We start from the raw sequence: 24,665 nt of genomic DNA, 5'->3' as shown, positions 1-24,665 counted from the left end.
AGGAATGCGGTAGGTGGACGGTAGTCTCCTAAGCTATTGAAATTATTTAGGTAATTCGGCTTTTTGCCCCGGTTCGATTTCTTTCGGTTTGCCCGGCCCGGGGAGCCAATCATTTCCATGCACTTGTGATATCTTAGAGCGCACTCAACAGTGCCAAGCTCTGCCTTGGGCAATGTTCGGGGCAACAATCCAGTGCCGGCGTGAGAGAATCGACCAGTTTTCAGGGTGCTCACCGTACCCGAACGTCGGGCGTCTCACTCTACAACGACACCATGCACTGCCGCCTTCTTCAAGATCAGAGCTTTCAAATCCGCGTCGGAACGTTCCGTTCCCGTCCTTTGGCGAAGCAATTCGATAAATTCGGCCATGGATTGGAAGTCATCTTCACCCAGCATCGCCTCGACCACCATGGCCACGTCGACTGTGTCAGGTCCAACCGCTATTTTCATTTGCCACCTCCGCGCAAGGTCGCATTAGCGATCAGTAAACTTCGCCCCCCCGCTTCCGTTCCCATCGGGGCGATGTGACGCCTTGCATTTTAGCCAAATTAGATGTGGGAGATGGTCATGGAATTCCGAGCGGGGGCTCATGACCACAGACCTGTTTCTCGCCGCTGTCGCGGCATTCGCGATTCTCGTCCCGCTCTACTTCATCCTCAAATGATGTGTTGATGCACGCTGGCAAAGCCATCAGGCGCTTCGAGATAGAGAGCGGCAGCATGTCTGAAGCCGCTGCTGCCTGGGGACCAGTGAAGGACGGGCTAGGCCGGGAGCCTACCGATCAGGATTTCATCCGTGTGGCGCACTTTGCCAGTGGAAGGACGAGTTGGTTTAGTCCATCTAAAGTCCGCAGAAGTTGTTTTCTGCCTTTTCTTTCAGTTGTCATGAACCATGACCGCGAATAGGTTGCGCCCAATTTTCCAATTGAGAGACCCCGATTGCTTAGGTCGCTTGCAGAAAGACTGTTCCCGAGATCAGCGCCTGCCGATGCTCTAGCGACTGTAGAACGCCAGCGGATTCCTTCACTGGACGGACTTCGCGGGTGCGCAGTGCTAGTCGTGATGTGCTCTCACTTTGACGGACTTTTCGGCATCACCAAAGGCAATCTCGGTGTCGACATCTTCTTCGTTTTGAGTGGTTTTCTAATCACTTCGCTGCTGCTTCGCGAAATTGCCGACACAGGCACCGTCAGCTTTGCCAATTTCTATGCCCGCCGAGTGCTGCGGTTGGCTCCGGCTCTGCTCGTCTGTGTTTTTGTTTTCGGCGCAATCGATCTCGCATTTGGGATATTCCCCCGCAACATCATCCTGCGATCAATTCCTGCCGCTATCTTTTATGTGAGCAACTGGGTGCGCGCCACAGATCGGTGGAATATGTTTGAGTTCGGGCACACTTGGTCGCTGGCAATAGAAGAGCAGTTCTATCTTATCTGGCCGATAGCGCTCCTCTTCTTGATTGGTCGCGTCCGGAACTTCACGGCGATTTTTGCCGGTGTGCTGTTTTTGGTTCTGGCAATACAGGTGAACCGTTACACGTTGGTGGCCCGTGGCGCGCCGGAGATGTGGGTCTCTGCAGCATTCCACACTCGCGCAGACGCGATATTTGCCGGAGCGCTGCCCGCCATCATCGTCGCGCACGCCAGAATATCGGAACAGTTCAAGCGGTTGCTTTGGTTGGCGGCGCCCGCTGGCGTGATGGTAATCATTCTTGTGCTGCTGTTGCCTGCTGACTACCTCGCCTGGAAGCAGCCGTTTGTTGTTGCGTCGGTCGCCGTCATCGTGCTCCATCTTTCGTCAAATGCAGGCTCGCGCATGCACATAGCAATGTCGGCTGACTGGCTCGTCTACACAGGCAAAATATCTTACGGTCTTTACCTCTACCATTACCCGATCTGGTATTTGACGGTGCACAAGTTCGGAACCGCACTGTCTGTCGGAGAAAAGCAAGCAATCGGTTTATTCATCCTGGCGCCCGTTTCCTATGCCATGGCAGGCATGTCATTCAAGTACATCGAAACTCCCGCCCTGCTGATGAAGGAGCGTTTCCGCAGCAGGGTCACTGCCCTTGCCTAGTTCTTCGCGGCAAGGGCCGCCTGGATGGCCGCAGCTATCAGCGCCTGCGTGTCGGCAAGGCGCACGGCTTCGGCCTCAACGGCTGCGGCGAGCGGCTTGGGCTTCAGCCTCGATAGCAGCCCTGGCTTCCCGAGCAGCATTTGCTCTCACAAACCATGCGGCTAGATTCGCTGCGATGGTCGGGGCTGGGCGATGATGCGAGACAGCCGACGCGACAAAGTCGGCAAGCGCGTCAAACATTTGAAGTTTAGGCAAAACAGGCACGGCTTATCGGTCGCGGTCCGGCTCGCTGCATCGTGACAGCGCGACCATTGCCGCCCCCCTCGCAAGATGCGAATTTGCCGCTCCGATGTTTCGCGAGGATGTCGTCATGCCCATCTGCAAGATTGTGCTCTGCGCGGCAGCGATGATGGTTGCCGCTACAAGCTTCGCCAGCGCCAGGCCGGACACGCGCAAGATGACCTGCGCGCAGACCCAGGCGCTCATCCGGAGCCAGCATGCGGTGGTGCTGAGCACCGGGCCGAACACCTATGACCGCTACATTAGACAATTCGGCGATGAATGCGATGCTCCCTTCATACCGATGGTAGCCTATGTTCCGACCAGCGGCGGTCAATGCATGGTCTATCGGTGCGAACAGCCCTCGCCTCAAGTTTCCGAGTGATCGGCGGATTCGCCTTTGCAATCGCGCATGGATTGACGTTTTCCCCGATCTGGAGGTGTCCATCAGCACCTCACGGCGCTTGCGCTTGGATATCCGTCGCGCGATAGATGCGCCGGTTCAGGGAGGAATCATGCGGAAGATCCTGGCATCGGTGCTGCTGTCCGCAGCCGCACTTTATGCAAATTGTGCTCTCGCACTCGACAGCAGCGGCACGCCCGTCGTGGTGACACCGCTTGCGTCGCGCACGACGACCGCGTCCGGCCAGCCGATCACGCTGCCGCAAAAGAACGTGCAGGTGCTGGTGTCGACCTATGATATCGCGCCGGGCGCGACCTTGCCGGTGCACCGGCACCCCTTCCCGCGTTACGCCTATGTCGAGGCCGGAACGCTGAAGGTCACCAATGTCGAGACCGGCAACAGCAACACCTACAAGACAGGCGATTTCATCATCGAAATGATCGGGCAGTGGCACCAAGCCACCAATGTCGGCGATGGCCCGGTCAAGCTCCTGGTGATCGATCAGGTCGAGGAAGGCGCCAAGAATACGGAATTGCGGCAGTAGCCGCCCATGCCCCGAAAGCGGAAAAGCAATCCGCTTTCTCCTGCCGTCGCGGACACCACCCTGCCCCAAGCGTTTCAAAGAGCGCTCAGCCCCAGGCTCCGACCATCTGTCGAGTGGTCGCATTCAGCCGATTGAAGGCGTTGATCAAGGCGATCTGGACAACCAAGGCGGCAAGCGCCTTTTCATCATAGTGCCTGGCGGCTTCGTCCCAGACATCGTCCGGCACGGCGTCCGGGCGGTCGGCGAGCCTTGTGCCTGCCTCGGCCAGCGCCAGGGCCGCCCGTTCGGCATCGGTGAAATACGGCGTCTCGCGCCATGCGGCCAGCGCAAAGATGCGCTCGTCCTTTTCACCGGCTTTTTTCAGTTCGCGCGCGTGCATGTCGACGCAGACGGCGCAATTGTTGATCTGGCTGGCGCGCAGATGAACGAGCTTGCGCGTCACATAAGGCACATCGGCCGCCTCCGTCGACTTGTCCAGGGCCAGCAGCGCTTGCAGGGCGCCCGGGATGAGCATGACCGGGTTCTTGATTCGAGCTTGCATGGTCTTTCTCCATTGAAGGCGTTTCGCAGGGCATGTTTTGCCGAGCCCGGATGCCGCGCATCCAGCTTCGATTTGATGAAATTTCGGCGGCCGCCGGATCGCCGACGGTCAATCAATAACCCATCAGCTATGGGTATAATTCATAACTACATGGTTATATGACTGTCAAGCAGGGAAATGGCGCCTGGTCCAAATGGCTTTGTTTCGTTCACGCTTTCGCGTTGGCCGCCCGGGTGCTAGGGCATTGCACACCATCATGGACTGGATCGCCCCTTGACCACACAAACCCGCCCGCCGCTGATCGAAATCTGTGTCGAAGGCATCGATGGCCTGCTCGCAGCGCAGGCTGCCGGCGCCGATCGGGTCGAACTGTGCGCCAGCCTGGTCGAAGGCGGCATCACGCCGAGCCTCGGCACCGTGCGCGCGGCGTTGGACCAGGCGACGGTGCCGTTTCATGTCATGGTGCGGCCGCGCGGTGGCGATTTTCTCTACAGCGAGACCGAATACGGCTCGATGCTCGCCGACGTCGCCGCGCTGCGCGATCTCGGTGTGGCCGGCGTGGTGTTCGGCTGCCTGAACGCCGACGGCACCATCGACGAGAAGCGCATGGGCGAGCTGACGCAGGCTGCCGGGTCCCTGAACGTCACCTGCCACCGCGCCTTCGACATGACACGCGATCCCAGCGAGGCGCTGGAGGCGCTGATCCGCTGCAAAGTCGGCCGCGTGCTGACCAGCGGCCAGCGCGACACCGCGATCGAAGGCCTGCCATTGCTGGCCGATCTGGTGCGGCAAGCGGGCGACCGCATAGTCATCCTCGGCTGCGGCGGGCTCGATCTCGGCAACATCGCCGAGGTGCGCAAAAAGACCGGCCTGGCCGAGATGCATTTCGCGGCGCTGAAGGATGTGCCAAGCGCCATGGGTTACCGCAATCCCAAGGTCGGCATGGGCGGCTCCGATCTCGACCGCGAATACCGCAACACATTGACCGACACACCGTTGGTGGCGGCGACGATCGCGGCGGCCAAGGCATGATCTCTCCGATAGACCGCATAGCGCCGGACGACGAATCTGCCATACTGGCGCTCAACAACGAACATGCAGCGGAACTCTCCTGGCTTGAAGCCGAGCGGCTGTCGTTCCTGCTTGGCGAGGCATTCTACGCGCGGCGCATCGGCGATCTCGAAGCCTTCATCATGACCTTCGACCAGGAAGCCAACTACGACAGCCCGAACTTCGTCTGGTTCCGCGAGCGCTATGAACGCTTCATCTATGTCGACCGCGTCGTCGTGGCGGCGCACGCAAGGGGCCGCGGCCACGCGCGCCGGCTCTATCAGGATCTGTTCGAGCATGCGGAGCGCGCCGGCTACACGCTGGTCACCTGCGAGGTCAACATCGACCCGCCCAACCCCGCGTCTGATGCCTTCCACGCCGCTCTCGGTTTCGCCGAAGTCGGCGACGCGGTCATCCATGGCGGCAAGAAAGCCGTGCGCTACTACGTCAGGCGGATCGTCGCTTGATCCGCTAGCGCTGGCCCCACAATGAAGCGGCAACTAATATAGCCGTTCCGCCAACCGGAGGAACAGCGATGCCAAGCAACGTCTTCCGCTTCGACGAAAGCTGGCACATTCCCGAAGGCACACCTCGGCAAGTGTGGGACGTGCTCTCCGACGCCGAGTTGCTGCCGCTGTGGTGGGGCGACGTCTACAAGGAAGTCGTGCCGCTCGACGCCAAGGGCAAGGCGTCAGTCGGTTCGCGGGCAAGGGCGCGTGCTCGCGGCGCCCTGCCCTATGAACTGAACTTCATCATCGAAGCCGCCGAACTCGAGCCCGGCCGGCTGGTGGTGGTGAAAACTTTTGGCGATTTCGACGGATTGTGGCGGGCCGAACTGTCACCCTCAGGCGCCGGCACCCATGTTCAGCTGACTTGGCAGGTCACGGTCGAGAGGCCCATCCTCAAATTCCTCGCACCGTTGCTGCGGCCGGCCTTCGCATGGAACCATCGCTGGACCACGCCGCGCGGCGAAGCCGGCCTGCGCCGTTATCTGATGGCGAAAAACAGAGCCGCTTGACCGCCAAACCGAAATTCGGCGGCCGGTTGCAGCCACGATGTCCGCCCCGCCGCAACTGCCTTGGCGTACTCACCAGTTGCGGTTGAGCCATTCACGCGCCGGGCGCTCGATGAGGTAGTAGCTGCAGAGCGCGCAGGCGAAGGCGCCGGCCAGCATCAGCCAGGGGTTGCTGCCTTGCTCATAGACGAATTTGTAGAATGGCTGCTGCCACAGATAGAGCGAATATGACCACAGGCCCAATGTCGTCATTGGCCAGGACGACAGCAGACCGGAAAAAATCCGGCTGCTGAAATCGAGCGCGTTGACGGCCAACGCCAGCAGCGGCGTGGCCAGGAGATAATGGATCGGCGTCGGCACCGCGTCCACGAACAGGAAAACCGCGCCAGCCGCCGCTGCCAGGGCGACATAAGGCCCTTTCAGCACGTCCGGCAGCCTGCCCTCGGCCTTGAGCAGGCAGATAGAGGCCGACAGCAGGATTGATGCGATGTGCACATCGGTGCGCCAGTACGTGGCCTCGTAGTCCAGTTTGAAGACCCAGTACGATACAGCGCCATTGGCCATGGCGAGCAAGGCCAGCGCCACCAGCAAAGGGAGGACGCGGTTGCGGCTGACGACCGTCGCGCTGATCAGCGCCAGGATGACATAGGCGTGCTCCTCGACACAGAGCGACCAGATATGGTCAAGCGCCCCGGCGCGGGTGACGAGGATTCCCGCGTAATTGTAGGTGAATGTCAGCGCCGTCAGCGCCGCCTTCCATTTGAAGGCGATGAATGTGCCGGACAGCGCGATCATGGCAACAATGACGAAGACCAGGAGCGCCGGATAGATGCGCGAGAAACGGCGCTTGAAGAACTTCTTCAGCGGATACCGTTCGATGAACAGGATCTCGGCCATCAGCCGGCCGCTGAGCACGAAGAAGAACTCGACGCCGAGCACGCCGAGGTTGATTCCAGGAACCGGGAAAAAATGGCCGATCAACACCAGGGCGATCGACAGGCCGCGCCAGCCATCGAGATAGGCCAACCTTGTCCTGGCCGACCTGTCTACGACGGCCCGGGACGGAACCAAATGGGTCGCGGAAATTTCGGACATGCCGATCCTTTCGCATTGGCATGCGAAAGGGCACGGCGGTACGTGTTCCGAACCCGGCTCGCATTCCCGCCCCCGCCCATACTGCAGTGCAATATAAATTTGTGCAAGTGCGAGATTGCCGCCGATACGGTTTCCAGACCGGTACGGCCCGGAATTGCTTCAAGCAAAAGGATGTCGCGCTGCGGCTGATTCCATCAGCAACTGGGCCGCGACGCACGAAAAAGGGGCCGCGATGGCCCCTTTCCGTGAAACCATGAAACGCGTCAGTGTCAGGCGTTGGCGGCTGCCACGGCGCGCTTGGCCATGACCGCGATCAGATTTGCGCGATAGTCGGCGGAGGCGTGGATGTCGCTCATCAGGTTCTTGGCCGACACCTTGACGCCCGCGAGCGATGCAGCGTCGAAACTCTTCGCAAGGGCCGCCTCGATTTCCTTCGAGCGAAAGACACCGTCGTCGCCGGCGCCGGTGACGGCAACGCTGACGCCATCCTTGCCCTTGGCCACGAACACGCCGACGATCGCGTAGCGCGAGGCCGGGTTGCGGAATTTTTCGTAAGCGGCCTTTGCCGGAGCGGTGAAGCTGACCGCGGTGATGATCTCGCCGTCCTTCAATGCCGTTTCGAACAGTCCCTTGAAGAACTTGTCGGCTGATATCTCGCGTTTGTTGGTGACGATGGTGGCGCCCAGCGCCAGCAGGGCCGCCGGGTAGTCCGCCGCCGGATCGTTGTTGGCAATCGAGCCGCCGATCGTGCCCTTGTGGCGCACGGCCGGGTCGCCGATCAGCGACGCCAGATGGGCAAGCGCCGGACACCCCTTCCGCAGCTTCTCGTCATTGGCGACATCATAATGGGTCGTGGCGGCACCGATGGTGACCGTCTTGCCCGATACCTTGACGCCATGCAGTTCCTTGATGCGCGAGAGGTCGACGAGATCCGAAGGAGCCGCCAGCCGCGTCTTCATGGCGGGGATCAAGGTCATGCCCCCCGACAAAAGCTTGGCGTCGCCGCTCTTCACAAGCTTGGCGGCTTCAGTGACCGAGGCGGCGCGGTGATAGTTGACCGAGTACATGGTTGTTCCTCCTCAGTGCTTCGTCGCGGCGCGGATCGCGGCCCATACGGTGGACGGCGAAGCGGGCATGGCGATATCGGCGATGCCGATGGCGTCGGTGATGGCGTTGATCACCGCCGGCGGCGAGCCGATGGCGCCGGCCTCGCCGCAGCCCTTGATCCCAAGCGGGTTGCCCGGGCATGGGGTGTTCGAGGTCGAGACCGTGAACGACGGCAGATCGCCGGCGCGCGGCATGGTGTAATCCATGTAGCTCGCCGTCAGCAGCTGTCCGCTGGCGTCATAGTGGGCGCCTTCCAGCAGTGCCTGGCCGATGCCCTGCGCCAGTCCGCCATGCACCTGGCCTTCGACGATCATCGGGTTGATGATGTTGCCGAAATCATCGGCGGCAACGAATTGAACAATCTCGGTCAGGCCGGTTTCCGGATCGACCTCGACCTCGCAGATGTAGCAGCCCGCCGGGAAGGTGAAATTCGACGGATCGTAGAACGCCGTCTCCTTCAGCCCGGGCTCCATACCGCCCGGCAGATTGTGAGCGGTGTAGGCGGCGAGCGCCATCTGGAACCACGGCACGTTCTTGTCGGTGCCGGCGACCTTCAGCGCACCATTCTCGATGACGATATCGCCCTCGTCTGCTTCGAGCAGATGAGCCGCGATCTTCTTGGCCTTGGCTTCAACCTTGTCGAGCGCCTTGACGATGGCCGACATGCCGACCGCCCCCGAGCGCGAACCATAGGTGCCCATGCCCATCTGCACCTTGTCGGTGTCGCCATGGACGATCGAAACCGAATCGATCGGCACCCCGAAACGTTCGTTGACCAGCTGCGCGAACGTGGTTTCGTGGCCCTGGCCGTGGCTGTGCGAGCCGGTCAGCACCTCGATCGTGCCGACAGCATTGACCCGCACCTCCGCCGATTCCCAAAGACCGACGCCGGCACCAAGGCTGCCTACCGCCGCCGACGGCGCGATGCCGCAGGCCTCGATGTAGCAACTCATGCCGATGCCGCGTAGCAGCCCCTTCTTGGCGGCGGCAGCCTTGCGCTTGGCAAAGCCGGCATAATCCGAAGCCTTCATGGCCGCATCGAGCGAAGCCGCATAGTCGCCGGCGTCATAGCACATGATGACCGGCGTCTGGTGCGGGAACGAGGTGACGAAATTCTTGCGCCGCAACTCTGCCGGCGACACACCGAACTGGCGAGCGGCGGTTTCCATCATGCGCTCCATGACGAAGGTCGCTTCCGGACGCCCCGCTCCGCGATAGGCGTCGACCGGCGCGGTGTTGGTGTAGATCGCCTTCACATTGGCGTGGATCGCCGGAATGTTGTACTGGCCCGACAATAGCGTCGCGTAGAGGTATGTCGGCGTCGCCGACGAGAACAGCGACATGTAGGCGCCGAGATTGGCTTTGGTCTCCACCTTCAGGCCAAGTATCTTGTGGTTCGCATCAAAGGCCATTTCGGCATGGGTGTGATGGTCGCGGCCATGCGCGTCGGTGAGGAAGCTCTCCGTGCGGTCGGCTACCCATTTGACCGGCACACCGGTCTTCTTCGACGCCCACAGGCAGACGATCTCTTCGGGATAGATGTAGATCTTGGAACCAAAGCCGCCGCCGACATCCGGTGCTATGACACGCAGCTTGTTCTCCGGCGCGACATTGTAGAAGGCGCTCATCACCAGCCGCGCGACATGCGGGTTCTGCGACGTGGTCCAGCAGGTGTAATGATCCTCGGCCTTGTCGTAGTGGCCAAGAGCCGCCCGCGGCTCCATGGCATTGGGAACAAGCCGGTTGTTGATGATGTCCATCTTGACGACATGGGATGCTTTCTTGAAGGCAGCCGCCGTCTCGTCGGCATTGCCGATGTCCCAGTCGAAGATCAGGTTGTTGTCGGCTTCCGGGTGGATCTGCGGCGCGCCCTTGTCCATCGCCTTCGAGGCGTCGACAACCGCCTTCAGTTCCTTGTAGGTGATCTCGACCGCTTCGGCCGCATCGCGTGCCTGGCCCTTGGTCTCGGCGACGACGATGACGACCGCGTCGCCGACATAGCGCACCTTGTCGAAAGCCAGCGGCGACCATGCGCCCATCTTCATCGGCGAACCGTCCTTGGAATGGATCATCCAGCCGCAGATCAGGTTGCCGATGCCATCGGCCTTGAGCTCCTTGCCGGTCAGAACCCCGATGACGCCGGGCATGGCTTGCGCCTTCTTGACGTCGATCTTCTTGATCTGCGCATGCGCGTGCGGGCTGCGCACGAAGGCCGCATGCTTCATGCCGGGAACCACCATGTCGTCGACATAGCGGCCGGCGCCGGTGATGAATCTTTTGTCTTCCTTGCGCGCGACCCGAGCGCCAACACCTTCAATGCCCATAAGAAATTCCTCCCGAAATGGTGAGTATGAGGTAGCGAGTACGTTAATAGTGAAGATCGCCGCCGGTTCAGACCGGCTACTGACTACTCACTACTCTACTGCTCACTCTTCACGCAGCCTGCTTCGCCTTGCCCTTGGCTCCCTTCGACATCGTCTTCGATGCGGCGAGGATCGCCTTGACGATGTTGTGGTAGCCGGTGCACCGGCAGATGTTGCCTTCCAGCTCGGCCCGCACCGTCGCCTCGTCGAGGCCTTCGGGGTGGCGGTTGATCATGTCGGTCGCCGTCATGATCATGCCCGGCGTGCAGAAACCGCACTGCAGCCCGTGATGTTCCTTGAAGGCTGCCTGCACCGGATGCAGGTCGGCGCCGTTGGCGAGACCCTCGATCGTCACCACGCTCGAGCCGGACGCCTGGACCGCAAGCATGGTGCAGGACTTGACCGCCTTGCCGTCGACATGGACGACGCAGGCCCCGCATTGCGAGGTATCGCACCCGACATGAGTGCCTGTAAGGCCGAGATTCTCGCGCAGGAAATGGACCAGAAGCGTTCGATCCTCGGCAACGCCGCTGACGCGCCTCCCGTTCACCATCAAAGAAACGTCCGACATGGTCCCTCCCTGGGTATCAACCTTGGTCATCACGCTGCCGACGCGCCGCTGGCGCTTCGGCCATGCGTTATTCGTACACCGCACAACGCACAAAAAACAGCGCGACGGAAAAGGCGGATCATTGTACTTTCGGGTCATGGCCAAGGCCAAAGGTGCACTCCCTCGCCCCCATTGCCAAAACGCCTATTGGAAGCAACAATATCCCCCGACGCTCGCGCGCCAGAAGCTTGTAAAAACAGCCGCGTACAAAAACAGCGTCGGAGGAAATGCGGGAGAACGCCGCTGGCCAGTTCACGGACGCGCTACGCATGCGGCTTGTCGGCGCTGACCACGGACGAGCCCAACCCGGATGTTTTCGCGCGCGCGGTGGCCGCCGAGGCTGCCGCAATCAACGCCGGCTTTGCGCTGCTGTTCTTTTCCCAGAGCCTCGTCGAGGCCGGTGCCCTGTCGCGGGCACTCTCGGTCCACGCGCCGGGGCTCCATCATGCAGGGTGCTCCACCGCCGGCGAGATTACGCCGCAAGGGCTCGAAGAAGGCCATATGCTGGCAATGCTGCTGCCCTCCGCCTCATTCACCGCGGTCAGCACCATGGTCGACAACCTGTCCACATCGGGCATGGACAGGATCACCGGCGAGGTCGAGGCCTTGCGGCGCACGCTGCGCCGCCGGCTCGGCGGTGAGCAGACCAGGAACACCTTCGCGCTCTGCTTCATCGATGGGCTGTCCTATGCCGAGGAAGCGGTAAGCTCCGCCATCCACTGGGGACTTGACGACATACCGCTGCTCGGCGGCTCGGCCGGCGACGATCTGAAGTTCGAGACCACACGCCTGATCTCGAACGGCAGGGTCACCTCGGACAGCGCCATCATCGTGCTGATCGCCACGGAAATTCCGTTCCACGTCTTCAAGACCGACAATTTCGTTCCGACCGACGAAAAGCTGGTAGTGACGGCGTCCGATGCCGATCACCGCATCGTACGCGAATTCAACGCCACCAATGCGGCGGAGGAATATGCCGCTTCCGTCGGGATCATCCCGCAGACCTTGACGCCGCTGAGCTTCGCCTCGCATCCGGTGGTGGTGAAGGTGGGCGGCGAATATTATTGCCGTTCCATCCAGAAGATGCACCCGGACGGTTCGCTGTCGTTCTTCTGCGCCATCGACGACGGCGTCGTGCTGTCGATCGCCCAGCCCAAGGATATGGTGGAATCGACACGCGCCGCCCTGCGCGAGGTCGAGGAGCGGCTTGGCGGCATCGACATGATCCTCGGCTTCGACTGCGTGCTGCGCCGGCTCGATGCACGCAACCGGCAGGTCTTTCGTGACATTTCGGAACTCTACCGGGTCAACAACGTCGTCGGCTTCGGCACCTATGGCGAGCAGTACCGGTCGATGCACCTCAACCAGACTTTCACCGGCATCGCTTTCGGCGAACGCCAAGCAGCAGAATAGGGCGGCGAAATAAGATGCCGCTCAGGGACATAAATGATCTCGAAAAGCTGAAGAAGATCAACGCCGCCCTGGTCAGCCGCGTCGAGCGGTCGATGGACCAGCAAGGCAATGCCTTCTCGCTGTTCCAGACCGCGATCTCGCTTGAAAACCGCGTGCGCACGCGTACGGAGGAGCTGCACTCGACCTTGCGGCGGCTTGAGCAATCCAACATCGATCTCAGCGCCGCCAAGGAAAATGCCGAACTGGCGAACCTGTCCAAGACAAGGTTCCTCGCCGCCGCCAGCCATGACGTGCTGCAGCCGCTGAACGCGGCCCATCTCTCCGTCTCGGCGCTCGCCGAGGTGCAGACCAGCGACGAGGGCAGGAAGCTGGTGCGGCAGGTCGAGCGCTCGCTGGAAACGATGGAGGACCTGCTGCGCACGCTGCTCGACATCTCCAAGCTCGACGCCGGCGTGGTGCAGCCCGACATTGGCGACGTCAGCCTCGAGGCGCTGTTCTCGTCGCTGCGCTCGGATTTCCAGCCGGTCGCGGAAATGAAGGGGCTGTCGCTGAAATTCCGGCCGGTCAATGCCGTGGTCCGCTCCGACCGGACGCTGCTGCGCCGCATCCTGCAGAACATTCTCTCCAACGCGCTGGGCTACACCCGCTCGGGTGGCGTCCTTGTCGGCACCAGGCATCGCGGCGACACCATCCGCATCGATGTCGCCGATACCGGCTGCGGCATTCCCGAGGACCAGCGCGAGGCGGTTTTCGAGGAGTTCCATCGCGGCACCTCGCCTACCAGTGCCGAACTCGACGGCGGCGGCCTTGGGCTCGGGCTTGCCATCGTGCGCCGCATGGCCGGCGCGCTCGGCCACCCCGTGACTTTCTCGTCGAAGGTCGGGCGCGGCACGATCTTCCACATCGATGTCCCCGTCGGCATCGGGGCGCCCGCCGACGCCATCGCCAGCGCCACCGGCCTTGAGCGGTCGCGCGGCTACGGCCTGTTCGGCACCAAGGTGCTGCTGGTCGAGAACGACATCGAGGTGCTGGAGGCCATGACCTTCCTGCTCGAGCGTTGGCAGTGCCTGGTGCGCGCCGCGACCTCGACCGACGATGCGCTGGACCTGCTCGGCGACACCGACTGGGTGCCGGACATCATCATCGCCGACCAGCATCTCGACGGCGGCGATCTCGGCACCGCCACCATATCGGAAGTCCGCGACTATCTCGGCCGCGCCGTGCCGGCGCTCATCGTCACCGCCGACAGTTCCGAAGCCGTCGCCAAGGCCGCGCGCGCCGGGGGCATCGAGCTAATGCGCAAACCGCTGAAACCTGCCCAGCTGCGCGCGCTGCTGGCGCATTTGCTGGCTTAGAGGCTTACCCTCCCCTTGATGGGGAGGGTCGGCGCGCAGCGCCGGGGTGGGGTGCGGCGCCAAGGGAGGTAAAAGCTCAGAACCCCGCCTGATCCCTGAAAAGCTCCGCATTGTCTAGTTTCGAGACCTCGATCACCGCTTGCGTGCGGCTATACACGTTGAGCTTGCGCAGGATCTCCGAGACATGCGCCTTGACCGTGGTCTCGCCGACCTGCAGCTCATAGGCGATCTGCTTGTTGAGCAGGCCCTGGCGCAGCATTTGCAGCACCCGCAGTTGCTGCGGTGTCAGCTTGGACAGGCGCTGGACCATGTCGGCGCGGTCGATGCTGTCGGCATCCGCCGGCTGGCCTTCATAGGTTTCCGGCACATAGATTGCGCCGTCCATCACCGAGCGGATGGCGGCGGCCAGATCGCTCTTGCGGGCCGATTTCGGGATGAAGCCGGCGGCACCATAGGACAGCGCCTCGGAAATGATCCTCGGCTCCTCATATCCCGACACGATCACCACCGGCAGGCGCGGATAGCGGGTCCTGAGCTGCAGCAGGCCCTCGAAACCGTGCACGTCGGGCATTGAGAGATCGAGAAGCGCAAGGTCGAAAGGTTTGGCGCCTGCCAGCAATTCCACCGCCTCGGTGATCGAGCGCGCTTCCACCGTATCGACTTCCGGATAGGCCATCTGGACGGCGCTATGCAGCGCCTCGCGAAACAGCGGATGGTCGTCGATGATCAGGAACCGGGCGCGATCGTTGGGTGCTGTCATGTGGCTCGTTCCGGTTTACCCGCCACACCATAGTCCCGCGACCATGGCCGGATTATTGGCAAATAGTCTATCGCCAATTGCCAGGATTGCATCGCTGTAAAAGCAATGGAAACCCTGAATTTCTCATACAGCCCAGGCAAAGCCCATGCTTTATGAAAAGCGACGCCTTGCCCGCCCCCCGAAATCGGTCGAAGGTGCCGCCAGCAACCCGATATCCTAACGCAGAGACCACCATGACCGCCTTTGTCCTTCCCGTGCCGCCAACACCTTCAGTCGCCATCAGCGGGTCGGCCGAGCGCTTTGCCGTGCGGCGCGTTTTCTGCGTTGGCCGCAACTATGCGGCGCACGCGCGCGAGTTCGGCAACGATGAACGCGATCCGCCCTTCTTCTTCACCAAGCCCGCCGACGCCGTGGTCGATTCCGGCACAGTGATCCCCTACCCGCCGCTGACGGCCAATCTGCACCACGAAATCGAACTGGTGGCCGCGATCGGCAAGGCGGGCTTCCGCATCGCGCGTGAGCGGGCGCTGGATCATGTCTGGGGTTATGCTGTCGGCATAGACCTCACCCGCCGCGATCTCCAGGATGAGGCCAAGAAGGCGGCGCGGCCCTGGGACTGGTCGAAGGCCTTCGACCGTTCTGCCCCTTGCGGCCCGCTGGTTCCCGCGCAGAAATCCGGGCACCCGACGAAAGGCCGCATCTGGCTCGCCGTCAACGGTGCTGTGAAACAGGATGCCGACCTCACCGAATTGATCTGGCCAATCGCCGACATCGTCTCGATCTGCAGCGAGGCAGTCGAACTGCAACCGGGCGACCTGATCTTCACCGGCACGCCGGCCGGCGTCGGCGCGGTCAAGCCGGGCGAGACGATGACCGGCGGCGTCGACGGCATCGGCACGATCGAAGTGACGATCGGCCAGCCGCAATCTTGAAACGACAAAGCCATGAGCGACATCGTCCTGCACAATTACTATCGCTCCTCCACCTCCTACCGGGTGCGGATCGCGCTGGAGATGAAGGGGCTGAGCTATAACTACATCCCGCATCATCTGCGCCATGGCGAGCACCTGGAACCGGCCTATCTCGCGGTCAACCCGCAGGGGCTGGTGCCGGCATTGATGCTCGACGGCACGCTTTTGACGCAGTCGCTGGCGATCATCGAATATCTCGACGAGATCCGGCCGGAACCGCCACTGCTGCCGAAGGACGCGCTTGGCCGAGCGCGCGTGCGCATGCTGGCGCAGATGATCGCTTGCGACATCCACCCGGTGAACAATCTGCGCGTGTTGACCTCGCTGCGCACTTTGTTCGGCGCCGGCGACCAGGACATCACCAACTGGTTCCGCCACTGGGTGAACGAAGGCTTTCAGCCGCTTGAAAAGATTCTGGCTTCCTCGCCCGACACTGGAACGTTCTGCCACGGCGAGGCGCCGGGGCTTGCCGATATCTGCCTGGCAGCGCAGGTCACCAACAATGCCCGCTTCGGCGTCGACATGGCGCCTTACCCGACGATCGCGCGCATCCACGCCGCGTGCATGGCACTGCCGGCCTTCCAGAAAGCCGCGCCGCAGAACCAGATCGATGCCGAATAGGGCCTCTACCGACCCACGCGCAGCGTGAGTGCCCAGAACGCCAAAGCGAACAGGCCGATACCCGCCCCAAGCAGGCAGACGCCGCTCCAGCCCATGGCGCCATAGACCATGGTCGAGGCGATGGAGCCGAGCGCGCTGCCGAGCGAATAGAAGATCATGTAGCCGCCGACCAGCCGGCTGCGCGCATCCGGGCGGCGCGAAAAGATCAGGCTCTGATTGGCGACGTGGACGGCCTGGATCGCCAGGTCCAGCATGACGATGCCGGCGACAAGCAGCCACAGCGACAGACCCATGAAGGCGATCGGTAGCCAGGCAGCCGTCATCAGAAGCAGGCTGAGGCCGGTGACCAGTTGCCCGCGCCCGCGATCGACCAGGCCTCCCGTCCAGCGCGCGCCCAGTGCGCCGGCGACACCGGCAAGGCCGAACAGCCCGATCGCGGTGTGCGAGAGTGAAAATGGCGCGGCGCTCAGCGGCAGCACCAGCGGCGCCCATAGCACGTTGAAAGTGGCGAAGATCAGCATGGCGAGCACGGCGCGCACGCGCAGCAGCGGCTCCTGCACGAACAGCAGCACGACCGAAGCGAGCAGGCGCGGATAGGACGTGCGCGGCCGCTCCGTCTCGTGGCGCGGCAGGATCAGGAAGAGGAGCACCGCCATGACGAGCGTCAGCGTCGCCGAGACCAGATAGACCCAGCGCCAGCCGGCGAAGTCGGCGACGACGCCGGCGACGAAGCGGGCAAGCAGGATGCCTGTTATGACGCCGCTGGTGACGGTGCCGACTGCCCGCCCCCGCTCGGATGGCAGCGCGAGGTCGGCGGCGTACGCCACCAGCACCTGCACCACCACGGCAAGCAGGCCGACAACCGCCAGGCTTGCCAGCAGCATCGCGGCGTTCGGCGCGACCCCGACCGCGATCAGCGCCACGGCGGAAAGCACCGCCTGGCCGGCGATCAGCTTGCGGCGGTCGAACAGATCGCCAAGCGGCACGATGAAGAACAGGCCGAGCGCGTAGCCGACCTGGGTGACCGTCACCACGATGCCGACCGAGGCCGGCGCGATGGCAAAATCATGCGCGATGGCGTCGAGCAGCGGATGGGCAAAATAGATGTTGGCGACGCTCAGGCCACAGGCAATGGCGAAGACCAGTGCCGTCATTCTCGACAATCCCGGTGGTGAATCTGGTGTTGCCTGCAACAGCCTGTCGGCCCGCTCCGCCCCTGTTGCCGCGCCGTTCGCCACTCGCAGATTCATGTCGCTCTCCACAATAGGTTTCAACTTGAAACCACTTGCTGGATAACCAAATGAGTTTTATCTTGCAACCGACATGATTGATCTGGACCAACGATTGCCATGGTGAAACGAACGAGCCACCACGAAGCGGATTGCCTGATCGCGCGGCCGCTGGATGCGATCGGCGACTGGTGGTCGCTGCTCATCGTGCGCGACGCCTTCGACGGCTTGCGCCGCTTCGGCGAATTCCAGAAGAGCCTCGGCGTCGCCAAGAACATCCTGTCGGCGCGGCTGCGCAATCTGGTCGCGCACGGCATACTGGAAACGGTTCCCGCGCCCGACGGCAGCGCGCACCATGAATATGTGCTGACGCAAAAAGGGCGCGGCCTGTTCTATGTCTTGGTCGCCTTGCGGCAATGGGGCGAGGCCTATTTCTCCGGACCGGGCGAGCCCTACACTTTCATGGTCGACACGCAGAGCGGCCGGCCGATCAGGCGCCTGGAAGTGCATGCCGAGGACGGGAGGCTGCTGGTCCCCGGCGACACGAGGCTCGCCGATTTCCGCGACCAGGAAAACAGCTGAGCGCCCTGGCTGGTTCGGCGGACTGGCAGGGCTGGCGGAATCGATTTCCGCTTGACCGGACAGGGAATCGGCTATCGTTTCCACAGACAGTACGCAGGGTGGAGTGACCGATGAAAGCCGTCGTCTTCGAGAAATTCGGCGAAGCGCCGACGATCCAGACCGTCCCCGATCCGAAGCCGGCCGCCGATGGTGTCGTCATCAAGGTCGAGGCGACGGGGCTCTGCCGCAGCGACTGGCATGGCTGGATGGGCCATGACGATGATATCCGGCTGCCGCATGTGCCGGGCCATGAATTGGCGGGCGTCGTTGTGGCGGCTGGCAAGCGCGTGACGCACTGGAAGGCAGGCGACCGGGTCACGGTGCCTTTTGTAGGCGGCTGCGGCCACTGCTTCGAATGCACGTCCGGCAACCACCAGGTCTGCGAGCATCAGTTCCAGCCTGGTTTCACCGCCTGGGGCTCTTTCGCCGAATATGTCGCCATCGACTTCGCCGACACCAATCTCGTACGCCTGCCGGAAGAGATGGAATTCGCCACCGCCGCCAGCCTGGGCTGCCGCTTCGTCACGTCGTTCCGGGCGATCGTCGACCAGGGACGGGTCAAGCCCGGAGAATGGGTTGCCGTGCATGGCTGCGGCGGCGTCGGGCTTTCGGCGATCATGATCGCCAGCGCCATGGGCGCCAATGTCATTGCCATCGATCTCACCGACGAGAAACTGGAGTTTGCCCGCAAGATCGGCGCGGTGGCGACCATCAACGCATCGACCACCCCCAATGTGGTGAAGGCCGTCAAGCAGATCACCAATGGCGGCGTTCATATGTCGATGGACGCGCTCGGCCATCCGACCACCTCGTTCAACTCCATCTCGAACCTGCGCCGGCGCGGCCGCCATGTGCAGGTCGGCCTGATGCTCGGCGACCATGCCAAGGCTGCGGTTCCCATGAGCAAGATCATCGCTTTCGAGTTGGAGATCCTCGGCAGTCACGGCATGCAAGCTTACCGCTACCAGGCGATGATGGAGATGATTCGTACCGGAAAGCTCAAACCCGAACTGCTGGTCGGCAAGAAGATCAGCCTCGACGAAGCGCCCGCGGCCTTGATGGCGATGGGCGGGTTCGAAGGCATCGGTATCGGCGTGGTCACGAAGTTCTAAGGCGGGCGTCGCTTCCCCAACTACCGCGCAAACTTCTTCGCGCCAAACACGCAGGCCACCACGCCGAGCGTGACAACCACCATCAGCGGGCTGACCTGTTCGTGCAGCAAGCTCGCCGCGAGCGCCAGGCCGAAGAAGGGCTGCAACAGCTGCAGTTGGCCGACCGCGGCAATGCCGCCTTGCGCCAGGCCGCGATACCAGAAGACGAAGCCGATCAGCATGCTGAACAGCGAGACATAGGCGAGACCGATCCAGGCGTGGGAGCCGACGGCGGCAAAGGATGGTGGCAGGGTCGCGAAAGTCAGCACCAGCATGATCGGCAGCGACAGCGTCAGCGCCCAGCAGATCACTTGCCAGCCGCCTAGCCTGCGCGACAGCGCGGCGCCCTCGGCGTAGCCCAGTCCACACACGACGATGGCGCCCAGCATCAGGCCGTCGCCGAGCGGTGACGCGGTCACGCCTTGCGACAGGGCAAAACCGGCGACAAGCGCGCTGCCGATGCACGAAAACAGCCAGAACGCCGGTCGTGGACGCTCGCCGCCGCGCAGCACGCCGAAGATCGCGGTTGCCAGCGGCAGCAGGCCAACGAAGATGATCGAGTGGGCGGAGGTAACGTGCTTCAGCGCCAGCGCGGTCAGCAAGGGAAAGCCGACCACCACCCCAAGGGCGACGATCACCAGCGACAGCAGATCGCCCCGCTCCGGTCGTTTCTGCCGGAACAAGACCAGCATTGCCAGGCCAAGCAGCCCGGCAATCGCGGCGCGGGCCGATGTCACGAAGGTCGGATCGAAATCCATCACGGCCACGCGCGTCGCCGGCAGCGAGCCTGAGAAGATCAGCACGCCGATAAATCCGTTCAGCCAGCCGCTCGCGGTCTTGTCCATTCCAGGCTCCATGTCTTTCGCCCTCTATCGGGCAGATGTCATGGCGCAGCCAGAGACAATGGAGTACAATTCAGCGAAACTGTAATGGCATGACGAGCAGTACGGATGACGGACTTCGCTTTGGAAACCGACGGCGCGCGCGCCCTGGCCGCCCCCACTCTGGTCGAAAGCGTCATGGCGGCCATCCGCCAGCGGATCGCTGCGCGCAGCCTGACACCGGGAGCCCGGCTGCCGTCGATCCGCGCCTTCGCGCAATCCATGCAGGTGTCCAAATCCACCGTGGTCGAAGCCTATGAGCGGCTCGCCGCCGAAGGCACGATCCGCTCCCGGCCGGGTTCAGGCTTCTATGCCGCCGGCACGCTGGCGCCGCTGTCGCTGGCCGAGATCGGTCCCCGGCTCGACCGTGCCGTCGATCCGCTTTGGGTCTCGCGCCAGTCGCTGGATGCTGGCGACGAGGTGCTGAAACCCGGCTGCGGCTGGCTGCCGGCCTCGTGGATGCCTCAGGCCGGACTGCGCCGCGCGCTACGCACGGCGGCGCGTGCCGATGATGCCGCGCTTGCCGACTACGGCACGCCGCTCGGCCTGCCGCCGCTGCGGCAATTGCTGGCACGGCGCATGGCCGGGCACGGCATCGAAGCCTCGCCCGAACAGATCGTGCTGACGGAATCGGGCACGCAGGCCATTGACCTCCTGTGCCGGTTCCTGATCGAACCCGGCGACACGGTGCTGGTCGACGACCCCTGCTATTTCAACTTCCACGCTTTGCTGCGTGCCCACCGCGCCAAGGTCATCAGCGTTCCCTACACGCCGTCGGGGCCTGATATCGAGCTGTTCGCCCAGGCGCTCGCCGAGCACCGGCCGCGCCTCTACATCACCAATTCCGCCATCCACAACCCGACCGGCGCGATCCTGTCGCCGGTCACCGCGCACCGCTTGCTGAAACTCGCCGACCAGTCGGACCTGACTATCGTCGAGGACGATATCTTCGCCGATTTCGAACATGCCCCTGCCCCCAGGCTGGCGGCCTTCGATGGGCTGAACCGCGTCGTCCAGATCGGCAGCTTCTCCAAGACGCTGTCGGCCTCGGTCCGCTGCGGTTTCATCGCCGCGCCCCGCGACTGGATCGAGGGCCTGACCGACCTCAAGATCGCCACCACCTTCGGCGGCGGGCGGCTGGCGGCCGAACTGGTGCTGACGCTGCTCAAGGACGGCAGCTACCGCAAGCATATGGATCTGCTGCGCGCCAAGCTCGCGCGCGCGATGGCCGAGACCGGCACTCGCCTGAAGGCGATCGGCATCACGCCCTGGATCGACCAGCCGGCCGGCCTGTTCCTGTGGTGCGGCCTGCCCGATGGCGTGGATGCGGCCGACGTCGCACGCCATGCCTTGGCAGACAACGTCGTGCTGGCGCCCGGCAATGCGTTCAGCCTGTCGCAGACGGCCAGCCGTTTCCTGCGCTTCAACGTCGCCCAGTGCAACGACGAGCGGATCTTCAAGGTGCTGGAAACCGCGATGAAGCGGTGATCTCAGCCGCCTTCAATCAGCGCCCCGCACAGACCTCCCGCACGCAGTCGCGCAACCAGCGTTGCGCCGGATCGGCATCGAGGCGCGGATGCCAGAGCATCGAAATGGTGACCTCCACCGTCGTGACCGGCAGTGGAAAACTGTGCATGCCGGCGCGCGCGCCGGCGGTGTGCCGCTCGGGCACGCTGGCGATCAGGTCCGAGGCGCGCGCCATGGCGAGTGCTGCCGAAAAACCCGAAACCATGCACACGACCGTCCGCCGCAGGCCAAGCGCGCTCAGGGCCTCGTCGATCGGCCCCTTCTCGCGGCCGCGCCGCGAAATACTGATGTGCCGGCCCGCCGCATAGCGCTCGGCCGTCACCGTGCCTTCGCTCAAGGGATGGCCTGCTCTAACAGCACCAATGAAGCGGTCGCGAAACAAGGCCTGGATGCGCACTTCGGGTCCGGTTTCGCCGGCAACGCCGATTTCCAGGTCGATCGCCGCGTCGCGCAGCGACATCACATCCTTGTCTGATTTCGGCGCGAAACGCAGCCGCACTCCTGGCGCATCAGCCTCGATGCGGGCGACAAGGCGAGGCCCGAACTCCTCGACGAAGCCTTCATTGGTGCGCAGCGTGAAGACCTCGTCCAGGCTTGAGAGATCAAGCAGTTCGGCAGGGCGCAGCAGCATCTCCGCGTCCTGGACGACGGGGCCGACCTGCCGCCGTAGTTCCTCCGCGCGCGGCGTCGCCACCAGGCCGCGCCCGGCCCGCACCAGCAAGGGATCGCCCGTTGCCTCGCGCAACCGCGCCAGCGTCCGGCTCATCGCCGAGGGGCTGAGCCGCAGACGGCGCGCGGCGCGGGCCACGCTGCCTTCCGCCAGCAGCACGTCGAGAGCGAAGAGCAGATTGAGATCAGGAGACGTCATCGGCGGATCATAACATGATGTGGCGTCTCATGCATTGATATGATGCAAATGCTGCGCCTTCCGCCATATCAACCACAAGACTAGATCTCTGATGGTTCCGGTTCCGGAGCGAATGGAAAGGAGATCGCCATGGCAGTCGCCGCACAAAGTCGAGATGGGTTGATATCAGCCCCGCAAGAGAAAGAATCGGTCGGCTGGGCTCTGGCAAGCCTGTCGCTCGCCACGCTGCTGTCGTCGCTCGGGACCAGCATCGCCAGCGTCGGGCTGCCATCTCTGATGCAGACGTTCGGCGCGTCGTTCCAGGCCGTGCAATGGGTGGTTCTGGCCTACCTCCTCGCCATCACCACGCTGATCGTCAGCGCCGGGCGGCTGGCCGACATGTTCGGACGCCGGCCGCTGCTGCTTGGCGGCATCGCGCTGTTCACATCGGCTTCGGTGCTCTGCGGCTTGGCCCCGACGCTTTGGCTGCTGATCGCCGCGCGCGCCGTGCAGGGGCTTGGCGCGGCGCTGATGATGGCGCTGACGCTGGCCTTTGTCGCCGAGACCGTGAGCAAGGAGCGGACCGGCAGCGCCATGGGTCTGCTCGGCGCCATGTCGGCCATCGGCACCACGCTCGGTCCCTCGCTCGGCGGCCTGCTGATCGCCGGCCTCGGCTGGCGCGCGATCTTTCTCGTCAATGTGCCGCTGGGTCTGCTGACCTTCGCCCTCGCCTGGCGTGCCTTGCCTGTCAGGGACAAGAACGCGCGGGCCGCCCAAGGCAGGTTCGACGCGACAGGCACTGTCCTGCTGGCCCTGAGCCTGGCTGCCTATGCGCTGGCCATGACACTTGGGCGAGGCAATTTCGGCGCGCTCAACATTGGCCTGCTTTTTGCGACCGGCATCGGCGTTGCTCTCTTCGCCGTCACGCAATCAAGAGTGAAAACCCCGTTGATTCAGCTTGCCAGTTTCCGGGATCCGCGGCTCAGCGCCAGCCTGGCCATGAGCCTCATCGTCGCCACGGTGATGATGGCAACCTTGGTGGTTGCCCCGTTCTATCTGTCGCGAGGGTTGGGGCTCGATGCCGCGATGGTCGGCTTGGTGCTTTCAACCGGACCGCTGGTCTCGACCCTGTCGGCGCTGCTGGCTGGGCGGCTTTCCGATCGCTTCGGAGCCAACAGGATGATGGTCGCCGGGCTCACCAGCCTTGCCGCGGGCACGTTCCTGCTCTCGCTCGCCATGACTAGACTCGGCATTGCCAGCTATGTCGTTCCGATCACCGTCACCTGCTTCGGCTATGCCCTGTTCCAGACCTCCAACAATGCGGCCGTCATGAGCGGTGTCGGCGCCGGCGAACGCGGTGTCATGTCGGGCCTGCTCAACCTGTCGCGCAATCTCGGCCTCATCACCGGCGCATCCTTGATGGGCGCCATCTTCGCGGTTGCGTCGGCTGGTGCTCCGAAAGCAACAGGACCGGACGTCCTGACCTCCGCTTCTGCGGCCCGCGGCATGCAAATCACCTTTGAGACGGCAACAGCCATGGCCTTGGTGGCGCTGCTGCTTGCCCTGTTTTCGGCACGCAATGCGATCAAGCTTGAACAGCCGGGGCAATCAACGCGGGTGTCCTGACAGTGCGGGGCTTGGGCTGATGCGCTCAGGCCCCTGCCCGTTTGCGGCGCTCATACAGCATGACCAGCGTTTCGGCCGTCAGTGCCGGCTTTTCCTCGCCTTCGATCTCGACGGTGTTGGCTGCCTTCATCAGATATTGGCCAGGGCCTCTGTCTTCCATGGAAAGCAAGACCGTGCGCAGCCTGATGCGTGCGCCGACCTTGACCGGCGCGAGGAAGCGCACCTTGTCGAAGCCATAGTTGAAGGCGGCCTGCGTATTCTCGGGCACGATGCCCATGCCGAGCGCCAGCGCGCCGATGATCGACAGCGTCAGGTAGCCATGCGCGATCGTCGTGCGGAACGGGCTTTGCCGCCGCGCCCGCTCGGGATCGACATGGATCCATTGATGGTCGCCAGTGCATTCGGCGAACTGGTTGATACGGTTCTGGTCGACCGTGGTCCATTCCGAGACGCCCAGTTCCTGCCCGGACATCGTCCTCAACTGCTCGTAGGTCGGCGGCGTTTTAGGCCGTACTTCAGTCATTCCTGCTTTCCCGATAGCTTGCAGTGCCTCCGGACCACGAACGGACGGCTCCTGTCAATTCG

General features: G+C 63.1%; 26 protein-coding genes. 14 read left to right on the top strand and 12 right to left on the bottom strand.

Annotated elements, in window-relative coordinates; all coding sequences use genetic code 11:
* Positions 1–254: 254 nt before the first annotated feature.
* Positions 255–449, bottom strand: a complete 195-nt coding sequence (locus AC07UC_RS19525; RefSeq protein WP_494907095.1) for a hypothetical protein — start codon at positions 447–449, stop codon at positions 255–257.
* Positions 450–937: 488 nt separating this feature from the next.
* On the opposite strand from AC07UC_RS19525, the gene AC07UC_RS19520 reads away from it, so the two are divergent.
* The gene (locus AC07UC_RS19520; RefSeq protein WP_494907094.1) at positions 938–2,071 is read left to right on the top strand and encodes an acyltransferase family protein; all 1,134 of its coding nucleotides are present in this window, start codon (positions 938–940) and stop codon (positions 2,069–2,071) included.
* Here the strand turns inward: AC07UC_RS19520 and AC07UC_RS19515 are convergent.
* The gene (locus AC07UC_RS19515; RefSeq protein WP_494907093.1) at positions 2,068–2,211 is read right to left on the bottom strand and encodes a hypothetical protein; all 144 of its coding nucleotides are present in this window, start codon (positions 2,209–2,211) and stop codon (positions 2,068–2,070) included. The two genes, AC07UC_RS19520 and AC07UC_RS19515, sit on opposite strands and share 4 nt — an antisense overlap.
* Before the next feature lie 230 nt (positions 2,212–2,441).
* Here AC07UC_RS19515 and AC07UC_RS19510 point away from each other — a divergent pair, with 230 nt between their 5' ends.
* Complete coding sequence (locus AC07UC_RS19510; protein WP_494907092.1) at positions 2,442–2,735, top strand: hypothetical protein; 294 nt, start codon at positions 2,442–2,444, stop codon at positions 2,733–2,735.
* 130 nt (positions 2,736–2,865) lie between these two features.
* Positions 2,866–3,297, top strand: a complete 432-nt coding sequence (locus tag AC07UC_RS19505; protein WP_202321927.1) for a cupin domain-containing protein — start codon at positions 2,866–2,868, stop codon at positions 3,295–3,297.
* A gap of 85 nt (positions 3,298–3,382) precedes the next feature.
* Here the strand turns inward: AC07UC_RS19505 and AC07UC_RS19500 are convergent, their stop codons facing one another.
* Positions 3,383–3,838 (bottom strand): carboxymuconolactone decarboxylase family protein, encoded by a 456-nt coding sequence (locus AC07UC_RS19500; RefSeq protein WP_494907091.1) that lies wholly within the window; start codon positions 3,836–3,838, stop codon positions 3,383–3,385.
* Between the two features lie 273 nt (positions 3,839–4,111).
* Here AC07UC_RS19500 and AC07UC_RS19495 point away from each other — a divergent pair, with 273 nt between their 5' ends.
* The 3 genes from AC07UC_RS19495 to AC07UC_RS19485 all read left to right on the top strand — a co-directional run bounded on the left by AC07UC_RS19495 (position 4,112) and on the right by AC07UC_RS19485 (position 5,906).
* Positions 4,112–4,870, top strand: a complete 759-nt coding sequence (locus AC07UC_RS19495) for a copper homeostasis protein CutC (protein ID WP_202321923.1) — start codon at positions 4,112–4,114, stop codon at positions 4,868–4,870.
* Positions 4,867–5,355 carry a GNAT family N-acetyltransferase gene (locus AC07UC_RS19490; protein ID WP_494907090.1) on the top strand — a complete coding sequence of 163 codons (489 nt, stop codon included), beginning with the start codon at positions 4,867–4,869 and terminating at the stop codon, positions 5,353–5,355. The genes AC07UC_RS19495 and AC07UC_RS19490 overlap by 4 nt, the downstream gene beginning before the upstream one ends.
* Positions 5,356–5,423: 68 nt before the next feature.
* On the top strand, positions 5,424–5,906 hold the full coding sequence (locus tag AC07UC_RS19485) for an SRPBCC family protein (protein ID WP_202321918.1): 483 nt from the start codon (positions 5,424–5,426) through the stop codon (positions 5,904–5,906).
* 69 nt (positions 5,907–5,975) lie between these two features.
* Here AC07UC_RS19485 and AC07UC_RS19480 read toward each other — a convergent pair whose 3' ends face one another.
* From AC07UC_RS19480 to AC07UC_RS19465, 4 genes are all read right to left on the bottom strand, one after another.
* A complete protein-coding gene (locus AC07UC_RS19480) occupies positions 5,976–6,998 on the bottom strand; it encodes an acyltransferase family protein (protein ID WP_494907089.1) in 1,023 nt (340 codons plus the stop codon).
* Between the two features lie 269 nt (positions 6,999–7,267).
* Positions 7,268–8,065, bottom strand: coding sequence for an FAD binding domain-containing protein (locus AC07UC_RS19475; RefSeq protein ID WP_494907088.1), 798 nt, complete (start codon positions 8,063–8,065; stop codon positions 7,268–7,270).
* Between the two features lie 12 nt (positions 8,066–8,077).
* Positions 8,078–10,429 carry a xanthine dehydrogenase family protein molybdopterin-binding subunit gene (locus AC07UC_RS19470; protein ID WP_140773107.1) on the bottom strand — a complete coding sequence of 784 codons (2,352 nt, stop codon included), beginning with the start codon at positions 10,427–10,429 and terminating at the stop codon, positions 8,078–8,080.
* A gap of 109 nt (positions 10,430–10,538) precedes the next feature.
* Entirely contained in the window at positions 10,539–11,039 is a 501-nt protein-coding gene (locus AC07UC_RS19465) for a (2Fe-2S)-binding protein (protein WP_140773106.1), read from the bottom strand.
* A gap of 315 nt (positions 11,040–11,354) precedes the next feature.
* Between AC07UC_RS19465 and AC07UC_RS19460 the strand changes: the two genes are divergently transcribed.
* Together AC07UC_RS19460 and AC07UC_RS19455 are read left to right on the top strand one after the other, a co-directional pair.
* Positions 11,355–12,491: an FIST signal transduction protein gene (locus AC07UC_RS19460; protein ID WP_181179893.1), complete on the top strand. Its 1,137-nt coding sequence runs from the start codon at positions 11,355–11,357 to the stop codon at positions 12,489–12,491.
* 14 nt (positions 12,492–12,505) lie between these two features.
* Positions 12,506–13,846, top strand: coding sequence for a hybrid sensor histidine kinase/response regulator (locus AC07UC_RS19455; RefSeq protein WP_140773105.1), 1,341 nt, complete (start codon positions 12,506–12,508; stop codon positions 13,844–13,846).
* 76 nt (positions 13,847–13,922) lie between these two features.
* On the opposite strand, the gene AC07UC_RS19450 is transcribed toward AC07UC_RS19455, so the two are convergent.
* A complete protein-coding gene (locus tag AC07UC_RS19450) occupies positions 13,923–14,606 on the bottom strand; it encodes a response regulator (RefSeq protein ID WP_140773104.1) in 684 nt (227 codons plus the stop codon).
* A 233-nt stretch (positions 14,607–14,839) separates the two neighbouring features.
* Between AC07UC_RS19450 and AC07UC_RS19445 the strand changes: the two genes are divergently transcribed.
* Complete coding sequence (locus AC07UC_RS19445) at positions 14,840–15,538, top strand: fumarylacetoacetate hydrolase family protein (RefSeq protein WP_494907087.1); 699 nt, start codon at positions 14,840–14,842, stop codon at positions 15,536–15,538.
* A gap of 12 nt (positions 15,539–15,550) precedes the next feature.
* A complete protein-coding gene (gene maiA / locus AC07UC_RS19440) occupies positions 15,551–16,198 on the top strand; it encodes a maleylacetoacetate isomerase (RefSeq protein ID WP_494907086.1) in 648 nt (215 codons plus the stop codon).
* 5 nt (positions 16,199–16,203) lie between these two features.
* Here the strand turns inward: maiA and AC07UC_RS19435 are convergent, their stop codons facing one another.
* Positions 16,204–17,448 (bottom strand): MFS transporter, encoded by a 1,245-nt coding sequence (locus AC07UC_RS19435; protein ID WP_494907085.1) that lies wholly within the window; start codon positions 17,446–17,448, stop codon positions 16,204–16,206.
* A 99-nt stretch (positions 17,449–17,547) separates the two neighbouring features.
* Here AC07UC_RS19435 and AC07UC_RS19430 point away from each other — a divergent pair, with 99 nt between their 5' ends.
* Both AC07UC_RS19430 and AC07UC_RS19425 read left to right on the top strand, forming a co-directional pair.
* On the top strand, positions 17,548–18,009 hold the full coding sequence (locus AC07UC_RS19430) for a winged helix-turn-helix transcriptional regulator (RefSeq protein ID WP_202321903.1): 462 nt from the start codon (positions 17,548–17,550) through the stop codon (positions 18,007–18,009).
* A 110-nt stretch (positions 18,010–18,119) separates the two neighbouring features.
* Complete coding sequence (locus AC07UC_RS19425; protein WP_140773095.1) at positions 18,120–19,160, top strand: zinc-dependent alcohol dehydrogenase family protein; 1,041 nt, start codon at positions 18,120–18,122, stop codon at positions 19,158–19,160.
* Positions 19,161–19,180: 20 nt separating this feature from the next.
* Here the strand turns inward: AC07UC_RS19425 and AC07UC_RS19420 are convergent, their stop codons facing one another.
* Positions 19,181–20,044, bottom strand: coding sequence for a DMT family transporter (locus AC07UC_RS19420; protein WP_202321899.1), 864 nt, complete (start codon positions 20,042–20,044; stop codon positions 19,181–19,183).
* A 105-nt stretch (positions 20,045–20,149) separates the two neighbouring features.
* On the opposite strand from AC07UC_RS19420, the gene AC07UC_RS19415 reads away from it, so the two are divergent.
* A complete protein-coding gene (locus tag AC07UC_RS19415; RefSeq protein ID WP_494907084.1) occupies positions 20,150–21,568 on the top strand; it encodes an aminotransferase-like domain-containing protein in 1,419 nt (472 codons plus the stop codon).
* A 16-nt stretch (positions 21,569–21,584) separates the two neighbouring features.
* Here AC07UC_RS19415 and AC07UC_RS19410 read toward each other — a convergent pair whose 3' ends face one another.
* Positions 21,585–22,475, bottom strand: a complete 891-nt coding sequence (locus AC07UC_RS19410) for a LysR family transcriptional regulator (RefSeq protein WP_494907083.1) — start codon at positions 22,473–22,475, stop codon at positions 21,585–21,587.
* A 129-nt stretch (positions 22,476–22,604) separates the two neighbouring features.
* Here AC07UC_RS19410 and AC07UC_RS19405 point away from each other — a divergent pair, with 129 nt between their 5' ends.
* Complete coding sequence (locus AC07UC_RS19405) at positions 22,605–24,080, top strand: MFS transporter (RefSeq protein ID WP_494907082.1); 1,476 nt, start codon at positions 22,605–22,607, stop codon at positions 24,078–24,080.
* Between the two features lie 25 nt (positions 24,081–24,105).
* On the opposite strand, the gene AC07UC_RS19400 is transcribed toward AC07UC_RS19405, so the two are convergent.
* A complete protein-coding gene (locus tag AC07UC_RS19400; RefSeq protein ID WP_027043813.1) occupies positions 24,106–24,603 on the bottom strand; it encodes a MaoC family dehydratase in 498 nt (165 codons plus the stop codon).
* Positions 24,604–24,665: the final 62 nt, after the last annotated feature.

The sequence above is a fragment of the Mesorhizobium sp. GW821-FHT04C10 genome, from assembly GCF_059420305.1.
The sequence above is the reverse complement of the archived record's forward strand: the minus strand, read 5'-3'. Positions and strand labels throughout refer to the sequence as shown.

What these genes read in the sequence shown, in the direction of transcription:
- AC07UC_RS19450 (WP_140773104.1), bottom strand. Translation starts at nt 14,606, where the DNA reads ATGACAGCACCCAACGATCGCGCCCGGTTCCTGATCATCGACGACCAT.
- AC07UC_RS19455 (WP_140773105.1), top strand. Translation starts at nt 12,506, where the DNA reads ATGCCGCTCAGGGACATAAATGATCTCGAAAAGCTGAAGAAGATCAAC.
- AC07UC_RS19490 (WP_494907090.1), top strand. Translation starts at nt 4,867, where the DNA reads ATGATCTCTCCGATAGACCGCATAGCGCCGGACGACGAATCTGCCATA.
- maiA (WP_494907086.1), top strand. Translation starts at nt 15,551, where the DNA reads ATGAGCGACATCGTCCTGCACAATTACTATCGCTCCTCCACCTCCTAC.
- AC07UC_RS19510 (WP_494907092.1), top strand. Translation starts at nt 2,442, where the DNA reads ATGCCCATCTGCAAGATTGTGCTCTGCGCGGCAGCGATGATGGTTGCC.
- AC07UC_RS19470 (WP_140773107.1), bottom strand. Translation starts at nt 10,429, where the DNA reads ATGGGCATTGAAGGTGTTGGCGCTCGGGTCGCGCGCAAGGAAGACAAA.
- AC07UC_RS19515 (WP_494907093.1), bottom strand. Translation starts at nt 2,211, where the DNA reads ATGCTGCTCGGGAAGCCAGGGCTGCTATCGAGGCTGAAGCCCAAGCCG.
- AC07UC_RS19415 (WP_494907084.1), top strand. Translation starts at nt 20,150, where the DNA reads ATGACGGACTTCGCTTTGGAAACCGACGGCGCGCGCGCCCTGGCCGCC.
- AC07UC_RS19405 (WP_494907082.1), top strand. Translation starts at nt 22,605, where the DNA reads ATGGCAGTCGCCGCACAAAGTCGAGATGGGTTGATATCAGCCCCGCAA.
- AC07UC_RS19445 (WP_494907087.1), top strand. Translation starts at nt 14,840, where the DNA reads ATGACCGCCTTTGTCCTTCCCGTGCCGCCAACACCTTCAGTCGCCATC.
- AC07UC_RS19525 (WP_494907095.1), bottom strand. Translation starts at nt 449, where the DNA reads ATGAAAATAGCGGTTGGACCTGACACAGTCGACGTGGCCATGGTGGTC.
- AC07UC_RS19435 (WP_494907085.1), bottom strand. Translation starts at nt 17,448, where the DNA reads ATGAATCTGCGAGTGGCGAACGGCGCGGCAACAGGGGCGGAGCGGGCC.
- AC07UC_RS19410 (WP_494907083.1), bottom strand. Translation starts at nt 22,475, where the DNA reads ATGACGTCTCCTGATCTCAATCTGCTCTTCGCTCTCGACGTGCTGCTG.
- AC07UC_RS19400 (WP_027043813.1), bottom strand. Translation starts at nt 24,603, where the DNA reads ATGACTGAAGTACGGCCTAAAACGCCGCCGACCTACGAGCAGTTGAGG.
- AC07UC_RS19500 (WP_494907091.1), bottom strand. Translation starts at nt 3,838, where the DNA reads ATGCAAGCTCGAATCAAGAACCCGGTCATGCTCATCCCGGGCGCCCTG.
- AC07UC_RS19505 (WP_202321927.1), top strand. Translation starts at nt 2,866, where the DNA reads ATGCGGAAGATCCTGGCATCGGTGCTGCTGTCCGCAGCCGCACTTTAT.
- AC07UC_RS19475 (WP_494907088.1), bottom strand. Translation starts at nt 8,065, where the DNA reads ATGTACTCGGTCAACTATCACCGCGCCGCCTCGGTCACTGAAGCCGCC.
- AC07UC_RS19485 (WP_202321918.1), top strand. Translation starts at nt 5,424, where the DNA reads ATGCCAAGCAACGTCTTCCGCTTCGACGAAAGCTGGCACATTCCCGAA.
- AC07UC_RS19480 (WP_494907089.1), bottom strand. Translation starts at nt 6,998, where the DNA reads ATGTCCGAAATTTCCGCGACCCATTTGGTTCCGTCCCGGGCCGTCGTA.
- AC07UC_RS19430 (WP_202321903.1), top strand. Translation starts at nt 17,548, where the DNA reads ATGGTGAAACGAACGAGCCACCACGAAGCGGATTGCCTGATCGCGCGG.
- AC07UC_RS19465 (WP_140773106.1), bottom strand. Translation starts at nt 11,039, where the DNA reads ATGTCGGACGTTTCTTTGATGGTGAACGGGAGGCGCGTCAGCGGCGTT.
- AC07UC_RS19425 (WP_140773095.1), top strand. Translation starts at nt 18,120, where the DNA reads ATGAAAGCCGTCGTCTTCGAGAAATTCGGCGAAGCGCCGACGATCCAG.
- AC07UC_RS19420 (WP_202321899.1), bottom strand. Translation starts at nt 20,044, where the DNA reads ATGGACAAGACCGCGAGCGGCTGGCTGAACGGATTTATCGGCGTGCTG.